This is a genomic window from Kitasatospora sp. NPDC004669, from assembly GCF_040609455.1.
In the GTDB taxonomy this organism is placed as follows: domain Bacteria; phylum Actinomycetota; class Actinomycetes; order Streptomycetales; family Streptomycetaceae; genus Kitasatospora.
Window position 1 is genome coordinate 71,300 of the sequence record NZ_JBEXKB010000039.1, and the last position, 14,308, is coordinate 85,607.

At 68.6% G+C, this 14,308-nt stretch carries 11 protein-coding genes and 1 pseudogene; 6 read left to right on the forward strand and 6 right to left on the reverse strand.

The genetic code is table 11. The features are described from left to right. Positions 1 to 100: 100 nt before the first annotated feature. From ABZW30_RS28535 to ABZW30_RS28545, 3 genes are all read right to left on the reverse strand, one after another. Positions 101 to 1,315 carry an NAD(P)/FAD-dependent oxidoreductase gene (locus ABZW30_RS28535; protein WP_355674067.1) on the reverse strand — a complete coding sequence of 405 codons (1,215 nt, stop codon included), beginning with the start codon at positions 1,313 to 1,315 and terminating at the stop codon, positions 101 to 103. A 312-nt stretch (positions 1,316 to 1,627) separates the two neighbouring features. After that, complete coding sequence (locus ABZW30_RS28540) at positions 1,628 to 2,170, reverse strand: SDR family NAD(P)-dependent oxidoreductase (RefSeq protein WP_355674068.1); 543 nt, start codon at positions 2,168 to 2,170, stop codon at positions 1,628 to 1,630. A gap of 183 nt (positions 2,171 to 2,353) precedes the next feature. Further along, positions 2,354 to 3,460: a PP2C family protein-serine/threonine phosphatase gene (locus ABZW30_RS28545; protein WP_355674069.1), complete on the reverse strand. Its 1,107-nt coding sequence runs from the start codon at positions 3,458 to 3,460 to the stop codon at positions 2,354 to 2,356. A 116-nt stretch (positions 3,461 to 3,576) separates the two neighbouring features. On the opposite strand from ABZW30_RS28545, the gene ABZW30_RS28550 reads away from it, so the two are divergent. After that, positions 3,577 to 3,984, forward strand: coding sequence for a tyrosine-type recombinase/integrase (locus ABZW30_RS28550; RefSeq protein WP_355674070.1), 408 nt, complete (start codon positions 3,577 to 3,579; stop codon positions 3,982 to 3,984). A 277-nt stretch (positions 3,985 to 4,261) separates the two neighbouring features. Beyond that, entirely contained in the window at positions 4,262 to 5,095 is an 834-nt protein-coding gene (locus ABZW30_RS28555; protein ID WP_355674071.1) for a glucose 1-dehydrogenase, read from the forward strand. 620 nt (positions 5,096 to 5,715) lie between these two features. On the opposite strand, the gene ABZW30_RS28560 is transcribed toward ABZW30_RS28555, so the two are convergent. From ABZW30_RS28560 to ABZW30_RS28570, 3 genes are all read right to left on the reverse strand, one after another. After that, on the reverse strand, positions 5,716 to 7,737 hold the full coding sequence (locus ABZW30_RS28560) for a phosphocholine-specific phospholipase C (RefSeq protein WP_355674072.1): 2,022 nt from the start codon (positions 7,735 to 7,737) through the stop codon (positions 5,716 to 5,718). A 964-nt stretch (positions 7,738 to 8,701) separates the two neighbouring features. After that, positions 8,702 to 9,559 carry an alpha/beta fold hydrolase gene (locus ABZW30_RS28565; RefSeq protein WP_355674073.1) on the reverse strand — a complete coding sequence of 286 codons (858 nt, stop codon included), beginning with the start codon at positions 9,557 to 9,559 and terminating at the stop codon, positions 8,702 to 8,704. Positions 9,560 to 9,894: 335 nt separating this feature from the next. After that, positions 9,895 to 10,089, reverse strand: a complete 195-nt coding sequence (locus ABZW30_RS28570) for a transposase (protein WP_355674074.1) — start codon at positions 10,087 to 10,089, stop codon at positions 9,895 to 9,897. Positions 10,090 to 10,611: 522 nt separating this feature from the next. On the opposite strand from ABZW30_RS28570, the gene ABZW30_RS28575 reads away from it, so the two are divergent. The 4 genes and pseudogenes from ABZW30_RS28575 to ABZW30_RS28590 all read left to right on the forward strand — a co-directional run. Next, positions 10,612 to 11,475: an SDR family oxidoreductase gene (locus ABZW30_RS28575; RefSeq protein WP_355674075.1), complete on the forward strand. Its 864-nt coding sequence runs from the start codon at positions 10,612 to 10,614 to the stop codon at positions 11,473 to 11,475. 200 nt (positions 11,476 to 11,675) lie between these two features. Next, entirely contained in the window at positions 11,676 to 12,371 is a 696-nt protein-coding gene (locus ABZW30_RS28580) for a type 1 glutamine amidotransferase domain-containing protein (RefSeq protein WP_355674076.1), read from the forward strand. 501 nt (positions 12,372 to 12,872) lie between these two features. Continuing rightward, entirely contained in the window at positions 12,873 to 13,883 is a 1,011-nt protein-coding gene (locus ABZW30_RS28585; protein WP_355674077.1) for a permease, read from the forward strand. Continuing rightward, positions 13,880 to 14,308 (forward strand): annotated as a pseudogene (locus ABZW30_RS28590) (TIGR03943 family protein); the annotation flags it as partial. The gene ABZW30_RS28585 and the pseudogene ABZW30_RS28590, both read left to right, overlap by 4 nt.

Sequence of the window (14,308 nt, forward strand, 5' to 3'; positions counted from 1 at the left end):
TCGGCTCCCACGCGGCGGTCTCCCGATGGCGGGCGAACCGTGGGCCCGCCACCGGGGGCTCACGGTTCGCCATGCAGGCGGACGCCGAACGGGCCGACGCCTATGCCTGCGGGGAGGGCAACGGGTCCTGACCCGCCAAGCGGTGCCCGCGGTCGGCTGAGTCGCGCACGGCGTCGAAGCCGTACCCGATCATCTCTTCCTCGTAGGCGTGCAGGGCCTCGGCGAGCGGCCGGCCGCCGGCGGCTTGAACGAGGCGCTCGGTCAGGACGCGGGCGTCACGCAGTGCGGTGTTCGCGCCGACGCCGATCGCTGGGCTCATGACATGGATGGCATCGCCCAGCAGGGTGACCGCGGTGGTCTGCCACGCGGCGATGGGCACGCTGGTGCGCACCGAGACCGGGAAGATCGAGGCGGGGTCCTGGCGGGACACGGCCCCGACCAGCCCCGGGTGCCAGCCCTCCACCAGCGACAGTGTCAGCGCCCGCAGTTGTGCGCCGTTCATGGCGAACAACTCCGCGTCGGTGCAGGGGAACAGTTCTCGGCGGGCGCCGAAGACGCACGCGAGGTAGTCGCTGTCGTCGCCGAGCGCGATGTCGGGAGCGAGCCGGGCCGTCACCTCGCGCATCGGTTCGCGGTACTGCACGGGGGCCAGGCCGACGAAGCGCCGCTCGGGTCCGACGACGGTGGTCCACAGTCCGAGCAGCTCGGGCGGGAGCAGGGCTCGGGCCTCGTCGCCGGCGAAGGGGACCCTGCCGTAGAGCAGCCGCAGTCCGGCGTCGCCGACCCGCGCCTTGGGCAGGTACTGCCTGCGGACCGCCGAGTTGACCCCGTCGGCGCCGATCAGGACGTCGCCAGTGGCACTGGTGCCGTCCGCGAAGTGCGCGGTCACCGAGCCAGAGGCGTTGATGAAATAGTGGGTGAGCCGGGCGCCGTAGTGCACGGCCTCATCCAGGCCGGACAGCAGGATCTGGCGCAGCGTCATGCGGTTGACCGCCAGGTTTCCGCCGCCGGGCAGGCCCGGGATGAGCGGGAGTTCCTGGGCGTGCAGCAGGTTCAGCTGGTGGTCGAAGGTGTCCATGCGCGGCCCGGGGGTTCCGGCGGTGGCGGCGAACACTTCGTACGCCTGCGGCGTCAGCAGCGCCTTGAGGGCCGTGATGCCGTCTGAGTTGATGCGGATGCGGTAGCCCTGGTTGCGGAAGTCCGGGGTGGGGTCCTTCTCGTGGACGGCGACGCTGATGCCCGCCTGGTGAAGTCCCTGCGCGAGGGCCAGGCCACCCAGCCCGCCCCCGGCGATGACGACATGCAGATCCGACACAGCCGTGTCCCTTCTCGATCATGAAACGAAAAGGGACGCACCGGACGTGCCTCAACGGGCACCGTACGAGCGACTGTTCGCCATCCGGACTACCTACCGGACCGTGACTTTCGTACGTCCACCGAACACGCTAGCACAGGCCCGGCCGCGCGCCCCAGGACGCCTCAACACCGTTCGCGCCATAGCAAATTGGGCTTCGCAGCCGGCCATCCACCCGATGCCCTCGGCGATCCGGCCGCCGGGGGCGGGCAGGTCGCGAAGCGCGTACCCGGGGTCATCGTCCACGATGTCGCGTCGAGGCGGACGCCGGCGCTACCGGGCCGGGCGCCGGTAGCGGGGGGCGAGTTGGGCGTGGTTGCCCTGGAGCAGCAGGGCGGGTTCGGTGTCAGTCCAGCACCGAACGACCTCGGGGTCCTCGATGCCCGGGACGCACAGCACTTCGCCTTGCCTGCGGGCCGTCCACAGGGCCTGGGCGACGTCGGTGGCGGGCATGGCCCGCGGGTCGTCGCGGTTCCTCCCGCCGGACCATTCGGTGTCGACCAGGCCCGGGCACACGACGGTGGCCGTCACCCCGGTGCCGCTCAGCTCGCCCGCGAGGGTGCGGGTGAAGCCGACGACGGCGGACTTCGCAGCCACGTACAGGGTACGGGGGAAACCCATGTCCAGGCCGGCGCTGAAGGCCAGCAGCGAAGCGATGGTGACGATGCCGCCCGAGCCCGCGCGCAGCATCGCCGGGAGCACGGCCCGGGTGAGAGTGATGTGCGCGGTGGCGTTGAGCCGCCACAGCCGCTCGACCTCGGCGGGGGTGAGGTCGGCCAGTGGCCTCTCGTCGTCTCCGGGCCGGGTCCGTCCCACCCCGGCAGGCAGTGATCACCGCCCCGGACGGATCAGGCGAACCCGATGCCCGTGCCTCACCCGGTCGGAGGCCGACGAACGGCACCATCGTGGCCGGACGTGAGAGCCGGCCTCCCGAGCGCCTGCCCGGCTCCCGCCCCGGCCGGATCCTCACGGCCGCCGTTGGTGGCGTGTTCGCCGGCCTCATCCCTGCTTGAGGGCGGTGCGGTGGACGACGAGGGCGGCCACGTCGTCGTCCAACGTTCCTGCGGTGTAGGCCAGCAGATCGGTGCGCAGGTGCTCGATCAGGGCCTCAGGGGATGTGCCGCACTGCCCCTCGACGCGTTCGGTCAGCGGATAGAAGTCCCCCGCGCGGTCACGGCCCTCGCTCACCCCGTCGGTGTAGAGCAGCAGGCTGTCGCCCGGCCGGAAGGGCGAGACGTCCACGGTGTACTGGGCCTCCAAAAGCACGGCGAGGTTGAGTGGCGGGGACGGCATGCTGGACTCCAGCACGCGGACCCGTCCCTCGCTCAGCAGCAGTGGCGGCGGGTGGCCGCAGCTCAGGGTGCGCACCACGGACTCGTCCTCGGGCACCTCGAGGAACAGCGCGGTGGCGAAGCGCTCCTCGGCGTCCGGGGCCGGGACCTGAAGGGAGAAGCGATGCACGCTGGTCTCCAGGCGGGCGGCCAGCGTGGGCAGGTCCGGCGCCTCGGGCGCCGCTTCCCGGAACGCGCCCATCAGCACGGCCGCCACCTGGACGGCGGGCAGGCCCTTGCCGCGCACATCGCCGATCAGCAGCCGGATGCCGTGGGGCGTGTACTGGGCTTCGTAGAAGTCGCCGCCGATCCGCGCGCGGGCCGCCGCTGCCAGATAGAGCGCCTCCATCCGCAACGGTCCCAGGCGGCGCGGCAGCGGCCTGAGCAGCGCTTGTTGGGCGGCCTCGGCAACGGACAGGACGTCCGCGAGGGCGCGCTCGCGCTGCTGGCGCACCTTGCTGACGTACATGGCGGCCAGCGTGACCACGGCGATCACGATCAGGGTCAGCCATGACCCTCGCTGATCGAACAGGCCGTAGCCGAGCGCCAGGGCGACATCGGCGCCGAGGGCGGCCAGCCCGATCAGGCCGGTGCCGATCACGTTCCAGCTGGCCGCCGCCAGTGCGGGCGCTGCCACGAACAGCCGGTTCAGCAGCAGGGCGGTGGGGTTCACCAGATCGAGAAGGGTGATCAGCGGAATCAGTGCCAACGGCGCCAGATGCACCACGACGGCAGCGGCGCCGCTGGTGCGTGCTCGCTCCTTGAGACTGGTCAACCGCTGGCCGGCAAAGCGTCGGAGCTGGAACACAAGAGCCTCGCCCCCTCGAATCCGGGCGCATCTTCGTCTCCATCGTCCGCCATCCACTGGCCATCGGCCACCGGCCGGCGTCAATGGCCGCCCCCACCGCCAGGCCGCCCTCCACATGGTCGCCCACCCCGACGGCCGGCTGGAGGGCCTCGTCTTCGCCCGCCGCCCCCGGCGGCTCACCGCTTCGCCCGCAGTGGGTCCTCGATCAGCTCCGCAAACGCACCGCCGAACTCGAAGTCCCCCGCATCGGCCTGCACGACCTTCGCCGCACCGCCGCCAGCATCATGATCGCCGCCGGCATCCCACTCGCCGTCGTCTCCAAGACCCTTCGGCACTCCACCGTGGCCATCACCATCAACCTCTATGGCCACCTGCTCAAGGGCTCCGCCGACGAGGCCGCCAAGGCACTCGCCTCCGCCCTCGACCACGCGGACGCCCAGTTGACCTACCAGGCGGATCCCGCCGGTAGTGACGCCCAGTGGGCAGCATGAGTGAGCCGGTTCGGCTCGCTACCTCAGGCCTTCGTACCCGGCTGCTGATCGGCCGCTTCCGAGCCGCCGGAACGAGCGCCCTCGGGCTCCTCTCCGTCGGTAGGTCTATGGCCGCCTTCCGGTTGTCTGTCCAGGCCGTCGTCCGCGGGCCATACGGGCCATCACGTGCCGCCGTTCGACGGATGGAGCGGTCGGGTCCGATGCGGCCGGTCGTCCGGCTGGAACATCTTCCTTTCAGGGGTACTGGGGGATACGCCCCTGCCCGAAGAGGAATCCGGTGCCGTGCGGGTTCCAACCGCACATCCGTCGTTCGCCTGTTCGATTACAGGAAGGGATGCTCGACGTGTCTGATCCCGTCGTCCTCATCACGGGCGCACTCACCGGTATCGGCCGCGCCACCGCCTTGGCTTACGCCCGTCAGGGCGCGAACCTTGTCGTCTCCGGCCGCCACGAGGACGTGGGTGAGCAGTTCGCCGGGGAACTGTCCGATCTCGGCGCCCCGGTCGAGTTCGTGCGTGCCGACGTCCGTTTCGACGCCGATGTGAAGGACCTCGTCGACCGCGCCGTCGCGCGGTTCGGGCGGATCGACGTCGCCTTCAACAACGCCGGCACCGAGGGAACACCCAGCCCTGTCACCGAAGTGACCGACGAGCGTTACCAGGCCACCTTCGACACCAACGTCAAGGGAACGCTGCTGTGTCTGAAGCACGAGTTCCGGGTCATGAGGGAACAGGGCGACGGCAGCATCGTCAACGTCAGCTCCACCTTCGGCCTGATGGGCTACCCCGGGGCGACGTTGTACGTCGGAAGCAAGCACGCCGTCGTCGGCATCACCAAGGCGGCCGCACTCGAAGGCGCCGCTCACGGTATCCGGGTCAACGCGGTCGCGCCGGGCTACACCCGGACCGCCATGTACGAGCGGTTCACCGGCGACGACACGGCGCGCGGAGCGGTCGATTCGGTGCTGCCCATGCACCGGCCGGGCACCCCGGAGGAAATCGCCCAGGCCGTCCAATTCCTGGGGTCGGACAAGGCGAGCTATGTCACCGGGCACATCCTCCTGGTCGACGGCGGCCTGATGGCGGGCGGTCCCCTGTTCCCGACCTCGTGAACCGCGCGGCCAGCCACGGCGTGCATGCGGCCACTGGTCCATCCACCCCACCGAACCTGCCGACACCAGCCGCCGCCACCTCGAAGACACCCTCGTCCTGGAGACGACCTTCCGCACGGCCGACGGCACGGTGGTGCTGCACGACGCCCTCGCCCTGGGACGGCGCGAACGCGGTCACGCACCCGGCACCGCCTCCCCAGGAGTGCTCCTGCGACAGATCACCTGCACCGAAGGACAGGTGACCATCGAGACCGCCCACGCGCCGCGCCCGTAGTTCGGACTCGTCCACCCGCTCCTCTCACCCCTCCGGAGCGCACTCGCCGCCCACGGGGGCGCTCACATCCTGCTCCTGTCGAGCCCCGTGGACCTGCGGTTGAGCGGCTCCACGGCGCACGGCCGGATCCCGCTGCGGGCAGGGCAGCGCTTGGGATTCGCCCCCCACGTCGAGCCGGCCTGGGAGCGGTAGCCGATGCGCTGGCGTGCCGGGCGCATGGGACTACCGGTACACCTGGGTCCCCGAGGGCGAGGAAGCATCGGTGGCCGCTGCCGCCGGTCGGTAACACTGAGGGCCGAGGGCGTGACGGGTGACGCCATCCGATATGCCGCGTGTGCGCTGAGGGTCAGCCGGAGACGCTGGGGCCTCCGGTCTCCAGGTGACCGCTGAAGCGCTGCGACCAACCGCCGTCCGAGTCCACGGTGATGGCGAAGTCGTACCAGCCGTTGCAGTAGGCCACCTGATTGAACCAGTCGCGGACGGACGAACCCGGCCGGACGGTGTAGGTCCACGGGCCGTCGTGGCGGTAGTAGTTCGTGGTGACGGTGAAGGTCACCGCCGAGCCGCCGTGGTTGACCATCTCGAACCACACCGCGAGCTTGCCGGTGTCCGGTGCGGGCGCGTAGGAGGCGGTGACGGCGACGTTGCCACCCGCCTTGGTGGTGTCGCCGATGAAGCGCCGCAGGAAGCGGTTCGGGCCGACCACGCTCAGGTCGTAGGCGCCGTTTCCGTAGAACCAGCCGCAGTTGAAGAAGTCGCTCACCGGGCTGCCGGAGTCCACGGTGTACTGCCACGGGCCGCCGTCACGGTGAGCGTTGGCGTAGGCGGCGAAGTGTGCGGCGCTGCGTCCACCGTCGTTGGACATCTTCAGCCACACCTTCGTGGTGCTGACGTTGTCGTACTCGATGCGGTCCAGGTTGGCGTTGGGCTGGTACGGCAGGGCGCGGGCCGGGCGGGTGCCGGGCTCCTGGGTGGGTCGGGAGTTGGTGCTCGGCGAGGGGTTGGGCAGCGGGCCGCAGGTGGTGAGTCCGATGGTCTGCGAGGTGTCGGGCAGTGCGGGCATCCCGTATACCGGGTGGGCGAAGTCGAAGACGCTGGTGAGGTCGCCGCAGACCTTGCGGCGCCAGTCGCTGATGTTCACGCACTTCGCGGGCTTGTCGAGGGCGGCCGTCCACACCTCGAGGAAGCGCAGCACGGAGGTGTGGTCGAAGACCTGGGAGTTGACCCAACCGCCGCGACTCCACGGGGAGATGGCGATCAGCGGGACGCGGAAGCCCAGACCGATGTTGGTGCCCTTGCAGAACTCACCCGGGGTGCCGGAGGGCGCGGCCGGCGGCGGGACGTGGTCGAAGAAGCCGTCGTTCTCGTCGTAGTTGATCAGCAGGACGGTGGAGTTGAACACGTTGGGGTCCGCGTTCAGGGCGTCCATCACCATGTGCACGAAGTGTGCGCCGTCCTCAGGGGTGGCGTACGGGTGTTCGGAGGACTGCTGGTCGGCGACGATCCAGGAGACCTGTGGCAGCGTACCGTTCAGCACGTCGTGCTTGATGGCCGACGCGATGTCGTCCGGAGTGCGGCCGGTGACGGGGGGCACGGAGGCCATGCCGCGGTCGTGCAGTGGGGTGCCGGGGGCGGCGCCTGCGAACTGGGTGAAGTAGGCCAGGGCGTTGTCGCCGAAGTTGTCGTTGGCGTTCTGGTAGACCTTCCAGCTCACGCCGGCGTTCTCCAGCGCCTCGGCGTAGGTTTGCCAGCGCAGCCCGGACTCGCTGCCGCCGTCGTTGGCCGGGCCGCCGGCGGTGCCGTTCGGGTCGATCATGCCGGACCAGTGATAGGTGCGGTTGGGGCCGGTCGCGGACAGCACCGAGCAGTGGTAGGCGTCGCAGATCGTCCAGTTGTCGGCCAGCGCGTAGTGGAACGGGATGTCGGAGCGGTTCAGGTAGCCCAGCGTGCGGTTGGTGAGCTTGGCGAGGACCCAGTTGTCCATCTTGCCGCCGTTCCACGCCAGGTGCTGGTCGAACCAGGAGTGCGCCAGGTCGCCGTTGCACTGTGCCAGCTCTTCGGAGCTGCCGCCGCTGAAGGCCCAGGGCCACTGCCGGGAGAACAGGCCGTCGGCCTGCTCGAAGACACTGTGGCCGCCGTTGACGATGATGGCGCTGCGGTCGTCGAAGCCGCGGACGCCCTTGAGGGTGCCGAAGTAGTGGTCGAAGCTGCGGTTCTCCTGCATCAGGATCACCACGTGCCGCACGTCCTTGATCGTGCCGGTGGTGCTCGGCGTCTGCGCGCTGGCATCCGTTGCGGCGACGACCACGGCACTCGCCGCCGCGCTCGCCGACAACGACATGAACGTCCTACGACTCAACTCGGCCATCGCGCCGATGCGTCCTTTCGATCCGGCCGTCCCGCGTGGCCTGCCGAGCGCTGGGGCGGAGTGCCTCGGCGCCTGTCCGATCCGATGGTGTCCACGGACAGCGCAACCAAGTTGTCTGCGCACCTTGACGTTCCATCGGCCGCACAGCATCTTGGCGCAGCAAGGCAGAACGAGCTAGACCTCTCGGTCAGCCTTCCCGTGGTGTTCAGCCGGCAGACGCGGCGTGTCCTGACGGTGCATCCAACGTGAATGGGCCTGGTGGTCAGGAGGCGGGCAAGACGCGGCCGCACGCGCGATCGTCATGCCGCAGCCTCGGCTCGATCCGATCACGAGGCGGGTGTCCGGTGCGGGTGCCCCTCCCGGAGAGCGCCGCACTGGCTGTCAGCCAGCGCGGATGTCGATATCAGCACCCACGGTTCCACCGTTGCACTGCGGCTGGTACGGCAGCGCCGCGCGATCGGGCCGCCGTCACCGTCCGCCGGTGGCCGCACGCAACGGGGCAGGGGCCGGAGCGGTGATATCGCCGATCCGGCCGCGTTGGTGGTCATCACCGACGGCGCAAGCAGCAGCCCTGCCATTGCGACTGTGCAAATGCCTGGTCAACGGCACTGTCTCGGTCGCGCGAAAGAGGATCTCATCGGCACAAAAGGGCTTTTCATCCACCTCGAACATACCGGATCCCAAACTTCTGGTTAACAAAAAGAACTTGACGCGACATCAGGACGCGCAGGCCCAACGAGGACGGCCGCGGAGGACGCCTTCGCCGTCCGGAGGGCACCAGGTCGAGGGACGGCCGGAGGTTGCCGCGCGGTTCGCGGAACCGCTGCGCGGCGGGGCGGTGCCCGACCGGGGCGAAGTGCCCATACTCAAACGACGCGCGCCGCGGGACGTTGCTCGTCCCGCGGCGCCTACCTCTCTCCGGGGCGCCCGGGCCGGCATGCGTCCCGGGCCGGTTCGGGGTGCCCTATTTCCGCAGGTAGTCCTCGACGGCCACGACGATCAGGTTCTCGACCGCCTGCGGCTGGGAGAGAAGAGACACGTGCGAGGAGTCGATCTCCACCGTCTTACGGGCATTCGCCCGCTTCGCTTCGAATCGCTCCAGGCTCGGATTGATCGCCCGGTCCTGCTTGCCGACAAGGGCGTAAACGGGCTTGTTCCGCCATGCGGCGCCGGTGAGCTTGTCGGTGAACGCCGACATCGCGATCGGACGCTGTGTGGCTGCCAGAATATCGGTCTGGCTCGTGGGAAGGTCCTCGGCGAAGACCAGGTGCAGTCTGTCCGGCTGTACATACACGTCCGTGCCGGTAGTGCCGTCGCCGTTGCGGAAGGGCACCTGCTTCAAAGCCTTGGTGAGTTCGGGGGGAGCGAACTTCGCCGAGAGGCTGGAGAACGACTCCCCCACATCGGGCATGATCGCGTTGATGTACACGAGGGCCTTCACGTTGTCGTTTCCGACGGCAGCCTGCGAGATCACCTCTCCGCCATAGGAATGACCGACCAGAACGATCGGCCCCTCGACGGACTTCAGGAAACTCGCGAGGTAGGTCGAGTCCTGGGGAATGCCGCGGAGGGGGTTGGCCGGTGCGGCCACCCTGTAGCCGTTCTTCTGGAGCCGTTCCACGACACCGTTCCAGCTCGACGCGTCGGCGAAGGCTCCGTGCACGAGCACGATGGTGGGCTTCTCCCTGCCGGGATCACCGCTCGGACCACCGGCCTGCGCCGTTACGGCCGCCAGGGCGGAGATGGTTCCCGATAGCGCTAGAAATGCCGCACCCCAACGGACGATGTTCAAATTGCGGCGCGACTTACAGGATATTCGCATGCCACTCCTTCGGTGGGAGGCGTCAGGCGACACCCGGGATTCCAGCGTCGAGGACACCGGTCGGCTCGTCTCCGCGTGCGGGCCATCCGAGTGAACGCACCCCAGAGGCCTGGAGTCCTCCACCCTCCAGCCTCCAGAGCACCCTCGACCAGGACCAACTCGCACGATTTGCACCACTCATCCCCCACACGCGCCCGGAGTGAGTCCGCCGCGTCGTTCATCAACACCTGGGCACCTTCCAGGATGACGTCCCGTGGAGTGGTGCAGCAGGGCTCATGGAGTGACCCCTGGCCACGGGACAGCCATCACCCAACTCTCCGATCAGAAGCACGAGTTCATCGGGCCCTGCGCGGCCGTCCCGTCGCTGACGGTCTGGCCGGCCACGCTGCCATCGGCTCCACCGACTTGCGCCCGCCGTCCATCAACAGCCCACGCACATAGACCCGTCCCCAGCGCTGCTGATCCCGGTGCGCGAACGCCTCGAACATCTCCGCCGTGAACGTCTCCAGGTCCTTCCGGACCTCCGCCATCTCCCCGGGTGTCACCCACTGCCAACGACACAACCAGCCAACGGACACGCCACCGTTGAACCGAACTGACCAAGTCCTACTCGCCAGCGCGCTTCACGTCGCGTCCGGATCGTGATCGAAACGGTCTTCCAGCGGGTTCACGAAGCGTCGAGAAAACCATGATTTCGGAAGTCCATGCCCGCTTTGCATCTGGATCGACCAACCCGCCGCAGAGCTTGACTATCGGACCACCCGTCACACTGGCAGTCCGCCACTTTGCCGAACACCCTTCCGGGACCTGAGCAGAGGCCACCAACCACTGTGCGCTGCCAATACCCGATTGGACCACTTGGGTTGCCGGCCCCACTGGAACGGGTCGACCATAATCGTGCAACGCTCCCGAGCCAGAATACCTCGCTGTTACCTCGCGATGGAGCATCCTCGCACACGACAGCCGGCGCGTAGCGCACCTCAGCCTGCTCTCAGTGCACGGTCAAAACGTCGACGACTGCGGGACCAACGACATGAAAGGAAGCGCTCGGTATGGCGAATGCGGAACTTAGGAAGGTCCTTATCACGGGAGCGGGCACCGGTTTCGGGTTCGAAGCCGCCATGCGCCTGGCCGAGAAGGGCTTCGACGTGATCGCCGGGGTGGAGATCTACGCCCAGGTGCAGACACTGAAGTGGCAGGCAGTCGAGCGCGGAGTCAAGCTCCAGGTCGAAAAGCTCGACGTCACGAACGACGGTGACCGTCGCAAGGCCCTCAACTGGGGTGTGGAAATCCTCGTAAACAACGCCGGTGTCGGCGAAGGCGGCTCCACGGTTGACATTCCCGAGTCGAACATTCGGCACCAGTTCGAGGTCAACGTCACCGGGCCCCTGGTCCTCACTCAGGGGATCGCCAAGCAGATGATCAAGCGCGGGGCCGGCCGCATCGTCTGGGTTTCTTCGAGGGAGGGCCTGAACGTCAACCCGTTCACTGGCATCTACTCCGCCTCCAAGCACGCAGTCGAGGCCATCGCCGAGACGATGGCCTATGAGCTGCAGGAGCACAGAATCGAAGTCGCCACGGTCAACCCCGGGCCCTTCTTGACCGGGTTCAACGACCGCATGTTCCAGACCTGGGAGAGCTGGGAGGATGACCCGTCCCAGCGACTCTTTGACTACTCCAAGCTCTCCTTCCCCCGCGCGCAGTTCGACCCTGAAGCGGTCTATGCGACGTTGACGGCCGTCGCCGCCGGCGAGGTCGACAGTTACCGCAATTTGGAGCCCGAGTCGATGCTTGAAGAAACCAAGCATCTTCAGGAGGTTCCGTGGGAGCGCAAAATCACGGACGGCCTTGGGACCCGGCACCCGTCCATCCAGCATTCCTACGAAATGAAGCCGGAGACTCCTGTCGCCAAGTGACGCCCATTACCAGGTGACCGCGAGCAGAAAGGAGCTCAACAAGGAGAAAATTGCGCGGTACGTGACCGAGAGCCTGATGTTGGTCACGGCACTGAGCGCTAGCCAATAACCAGACGCTCAGAGAGGCCGCTCTGACAAGCGGTCACGTCGAACCGCTTTCGCCGGTATCAGATTCCTGCAACCTTCAGAGGCGCTCTCTCATGGCCAAGATCCTTTTTGTGATGACCGGGGCAAGCTACTGGACGCTCAAGGACGGTCACCGGCACCCGACCGGGTACTGGGCTGAGGAGTTCACAAGTCCGTACAGCGTGTTCAGCGGGGCCGGCCACGAGGTCACCGTCGCCACCCCGGGCGGTGTCGTACCCGTCTGCGACACCATGAGCCTGCGACCCCGCTTCACAGGGGGAGAAGATGCATCCGTGAAGCAGGAAGGCATCATCGAGGAGGCCGAGCAGCTTCGCCACACCATCCCGATCAAGGGCGTGGACCTCCATGACCACGACGCGGTCTACTACCCGGGAGGCCACGGCCCCATGGAGGACCTCTGGTGCGATGCTGATTCCGGGCTGCTACTGAGAAGGATCCTCGCGTCCGGCAAACCGCTCGGCCTCGTCTGTCATGCCCCGGTGGCACTGCTCGCCACCCGGGACGAGAAGGGTGACACGCCGTTTTCCAACTACCGCGTCACCGGCTTCACGAACGACGAGGAGGCGGGCGTCGGCTACGCCGACAAGGCCAAGTGGCTCATGGAGGACGAGGTCAGAAACCTTCCCACGGACTACTCGCGCGGCCTGATGTGGGAGTCGTACACGGTGGTTGACCGCAACCTGTACACCGGACAGAATCCGGCGTCCTCCGGCCCCCTGGCTACGATCATGCTCAAAAGCCTCTCGTAGGAACGGCACCAATCGCGTCGCTGCGCGCCAGCACGCACTACCGGCGCAGTCTTACGCGTCTCCTTTCGGTCCCGATTGTGCGGCTGGGGGCGTGCCGCCGGCCCGCCCCGTCGGCAGCATCTCCAAAGTGCCTGCCCTACGCGACCGGAGGTGTGCCCGAGGAGTGGGTGGCCGAGCAGATGGGGCTCCGGACAGCCGGCGTGGCCGGGGGTGTCATCAGCCGGGCTCGCCGCTGCCGGATCCCCACCTTCGTCGATCTCCGGCGCCCGATCGTGCGCCACTACGACGCCACCCGCTCCGCGCTGATCACCGGAAGGCATCCAGCAAGCCATGCAGCCACTCGCCGTGGGCTCGGTGAACGCAGGCTACCCATCGGAGTGCAGCAACGGAAGACCTAGATGAATATGATTATCACCGCTAGCCTGTCCCCGCTCCCCACATGACGGTGAGCAGACAGGTTTCGCCGCGGATCGGCGGCGAACGGGCTGAGGGGCGGTCACCTTGGTGGAGACGAGTCTCGGCAGCGCCCGGCACGTCCCAGCGGCACCGGCGGAAACCCCGCGCCGCTGGAGGCCCGCGCTGCTGATCGGGGTACTGGCGGCGGCCGGGGCGGCCGTTGCTCTGGTACGGGTGTGGGACGCGGGCGGTGTGCAGACCTGGCGGACGGTCATGGTCGCCATCGTGGTGCAGGGTGTGCCGTTCCTGGTGCTGGGCACCGTGGTGTCGGCGGCGATCGGGGCGTTCGTCCCGGAGCGGGTGTTCACCCGGGTGCTGCCGAGGAACCCGGCGCTGGCGGTGCCGGTGGCCGGGGTGGCGGGAGCCGTTCTGCCGGGCTGCGAGTGCGCGTCCGTCCCGGTGGCCGGCAGTCTGATGCGCCGCGGGGTGGCCCCGGAGGCGGCCCTGGCGTTCCTGCTGTCCGCGCCCGCCGTGAACCCGGTGGTGCTGGTCGCCACCGCGATCGCCTTCCCCGGCAAACCGGAGATGGTGCTCGCCCGCTTGCTCGCGTCACTGCTCACGGCAGTCGTGATGGGCTGGCTCTGGGTGGCGTTCGGCCGGCCCGAGTGGCTGCGGCTGCCCAAGGGCCCGGCCGGTCACGGCGAGGGTGCGCGCAACCCGCTGGAGGAGTTCCGGCGCGGCCTCCAGCACGACTTCCTGCACGCCGGCGGCTTCCTGGTGGTCGGCGCCGCGGCAGCCGCCACCTTCAACGTGCTCGTCCCGCCGTCGGTGCTACGGATCTTCGCCGACGAACCCTGGCTGGGCGTACCGGCGTTGGCCTGCCTCGCGGTGGTACTGGCGGTCTGCTCCGAGGCGGACGCCTTCGTCGCCGCCTCGCTCACCGGCTTCTCCCCCACGGCTCGGCTCGCCTTCATGGTGGTCGGCCCTATGGTCGACCTCAAGCTCATCGCGCTCCAGTCGGGCGCCTTCGGGCGCGCGTTCGCCGTCCGCTTCTCCTCCGCGACCTTCGCGGTCGCCGTCCTCGCCAGCATCGTGATCGGAGGCGCGCTGCAGTGAAGACCACCGTCCGGGGTCTCGCCCCGTCCCTGCTCGTCGCCCTGGTGGGCGCGGCGCTGCTGCGGATCACCGTCGGCACCGATGTGTTCCTGCAGTACGTGAAGGAGGGCCTGCGCCTCCCGTTGATCGCCTCCGGGCTCGTCCTGGTCGGGCTCGGGATCGCAGGCGTGGTGCGGCGGCTGACGGAGCGTCGCCGGGATCCGGTGATGCGCTTCGGCCGGGACGCCGAGGGCAACGCGGTCTGGCACCGCCCCACCGACCACGATGACCACGGGCACGATCACGACCACGGCCCGCGGGTGGCCTGGCTGTTGACCGTCCCCGCCGTCCTGCTGCTCTGCCTCGCCCCTCCCCCGCTGGGCTCGTTCAGCGCGAACCGGGACGGCACGGACGCCGTCGTCGAGCAGACCGGCTACACCCCGCTG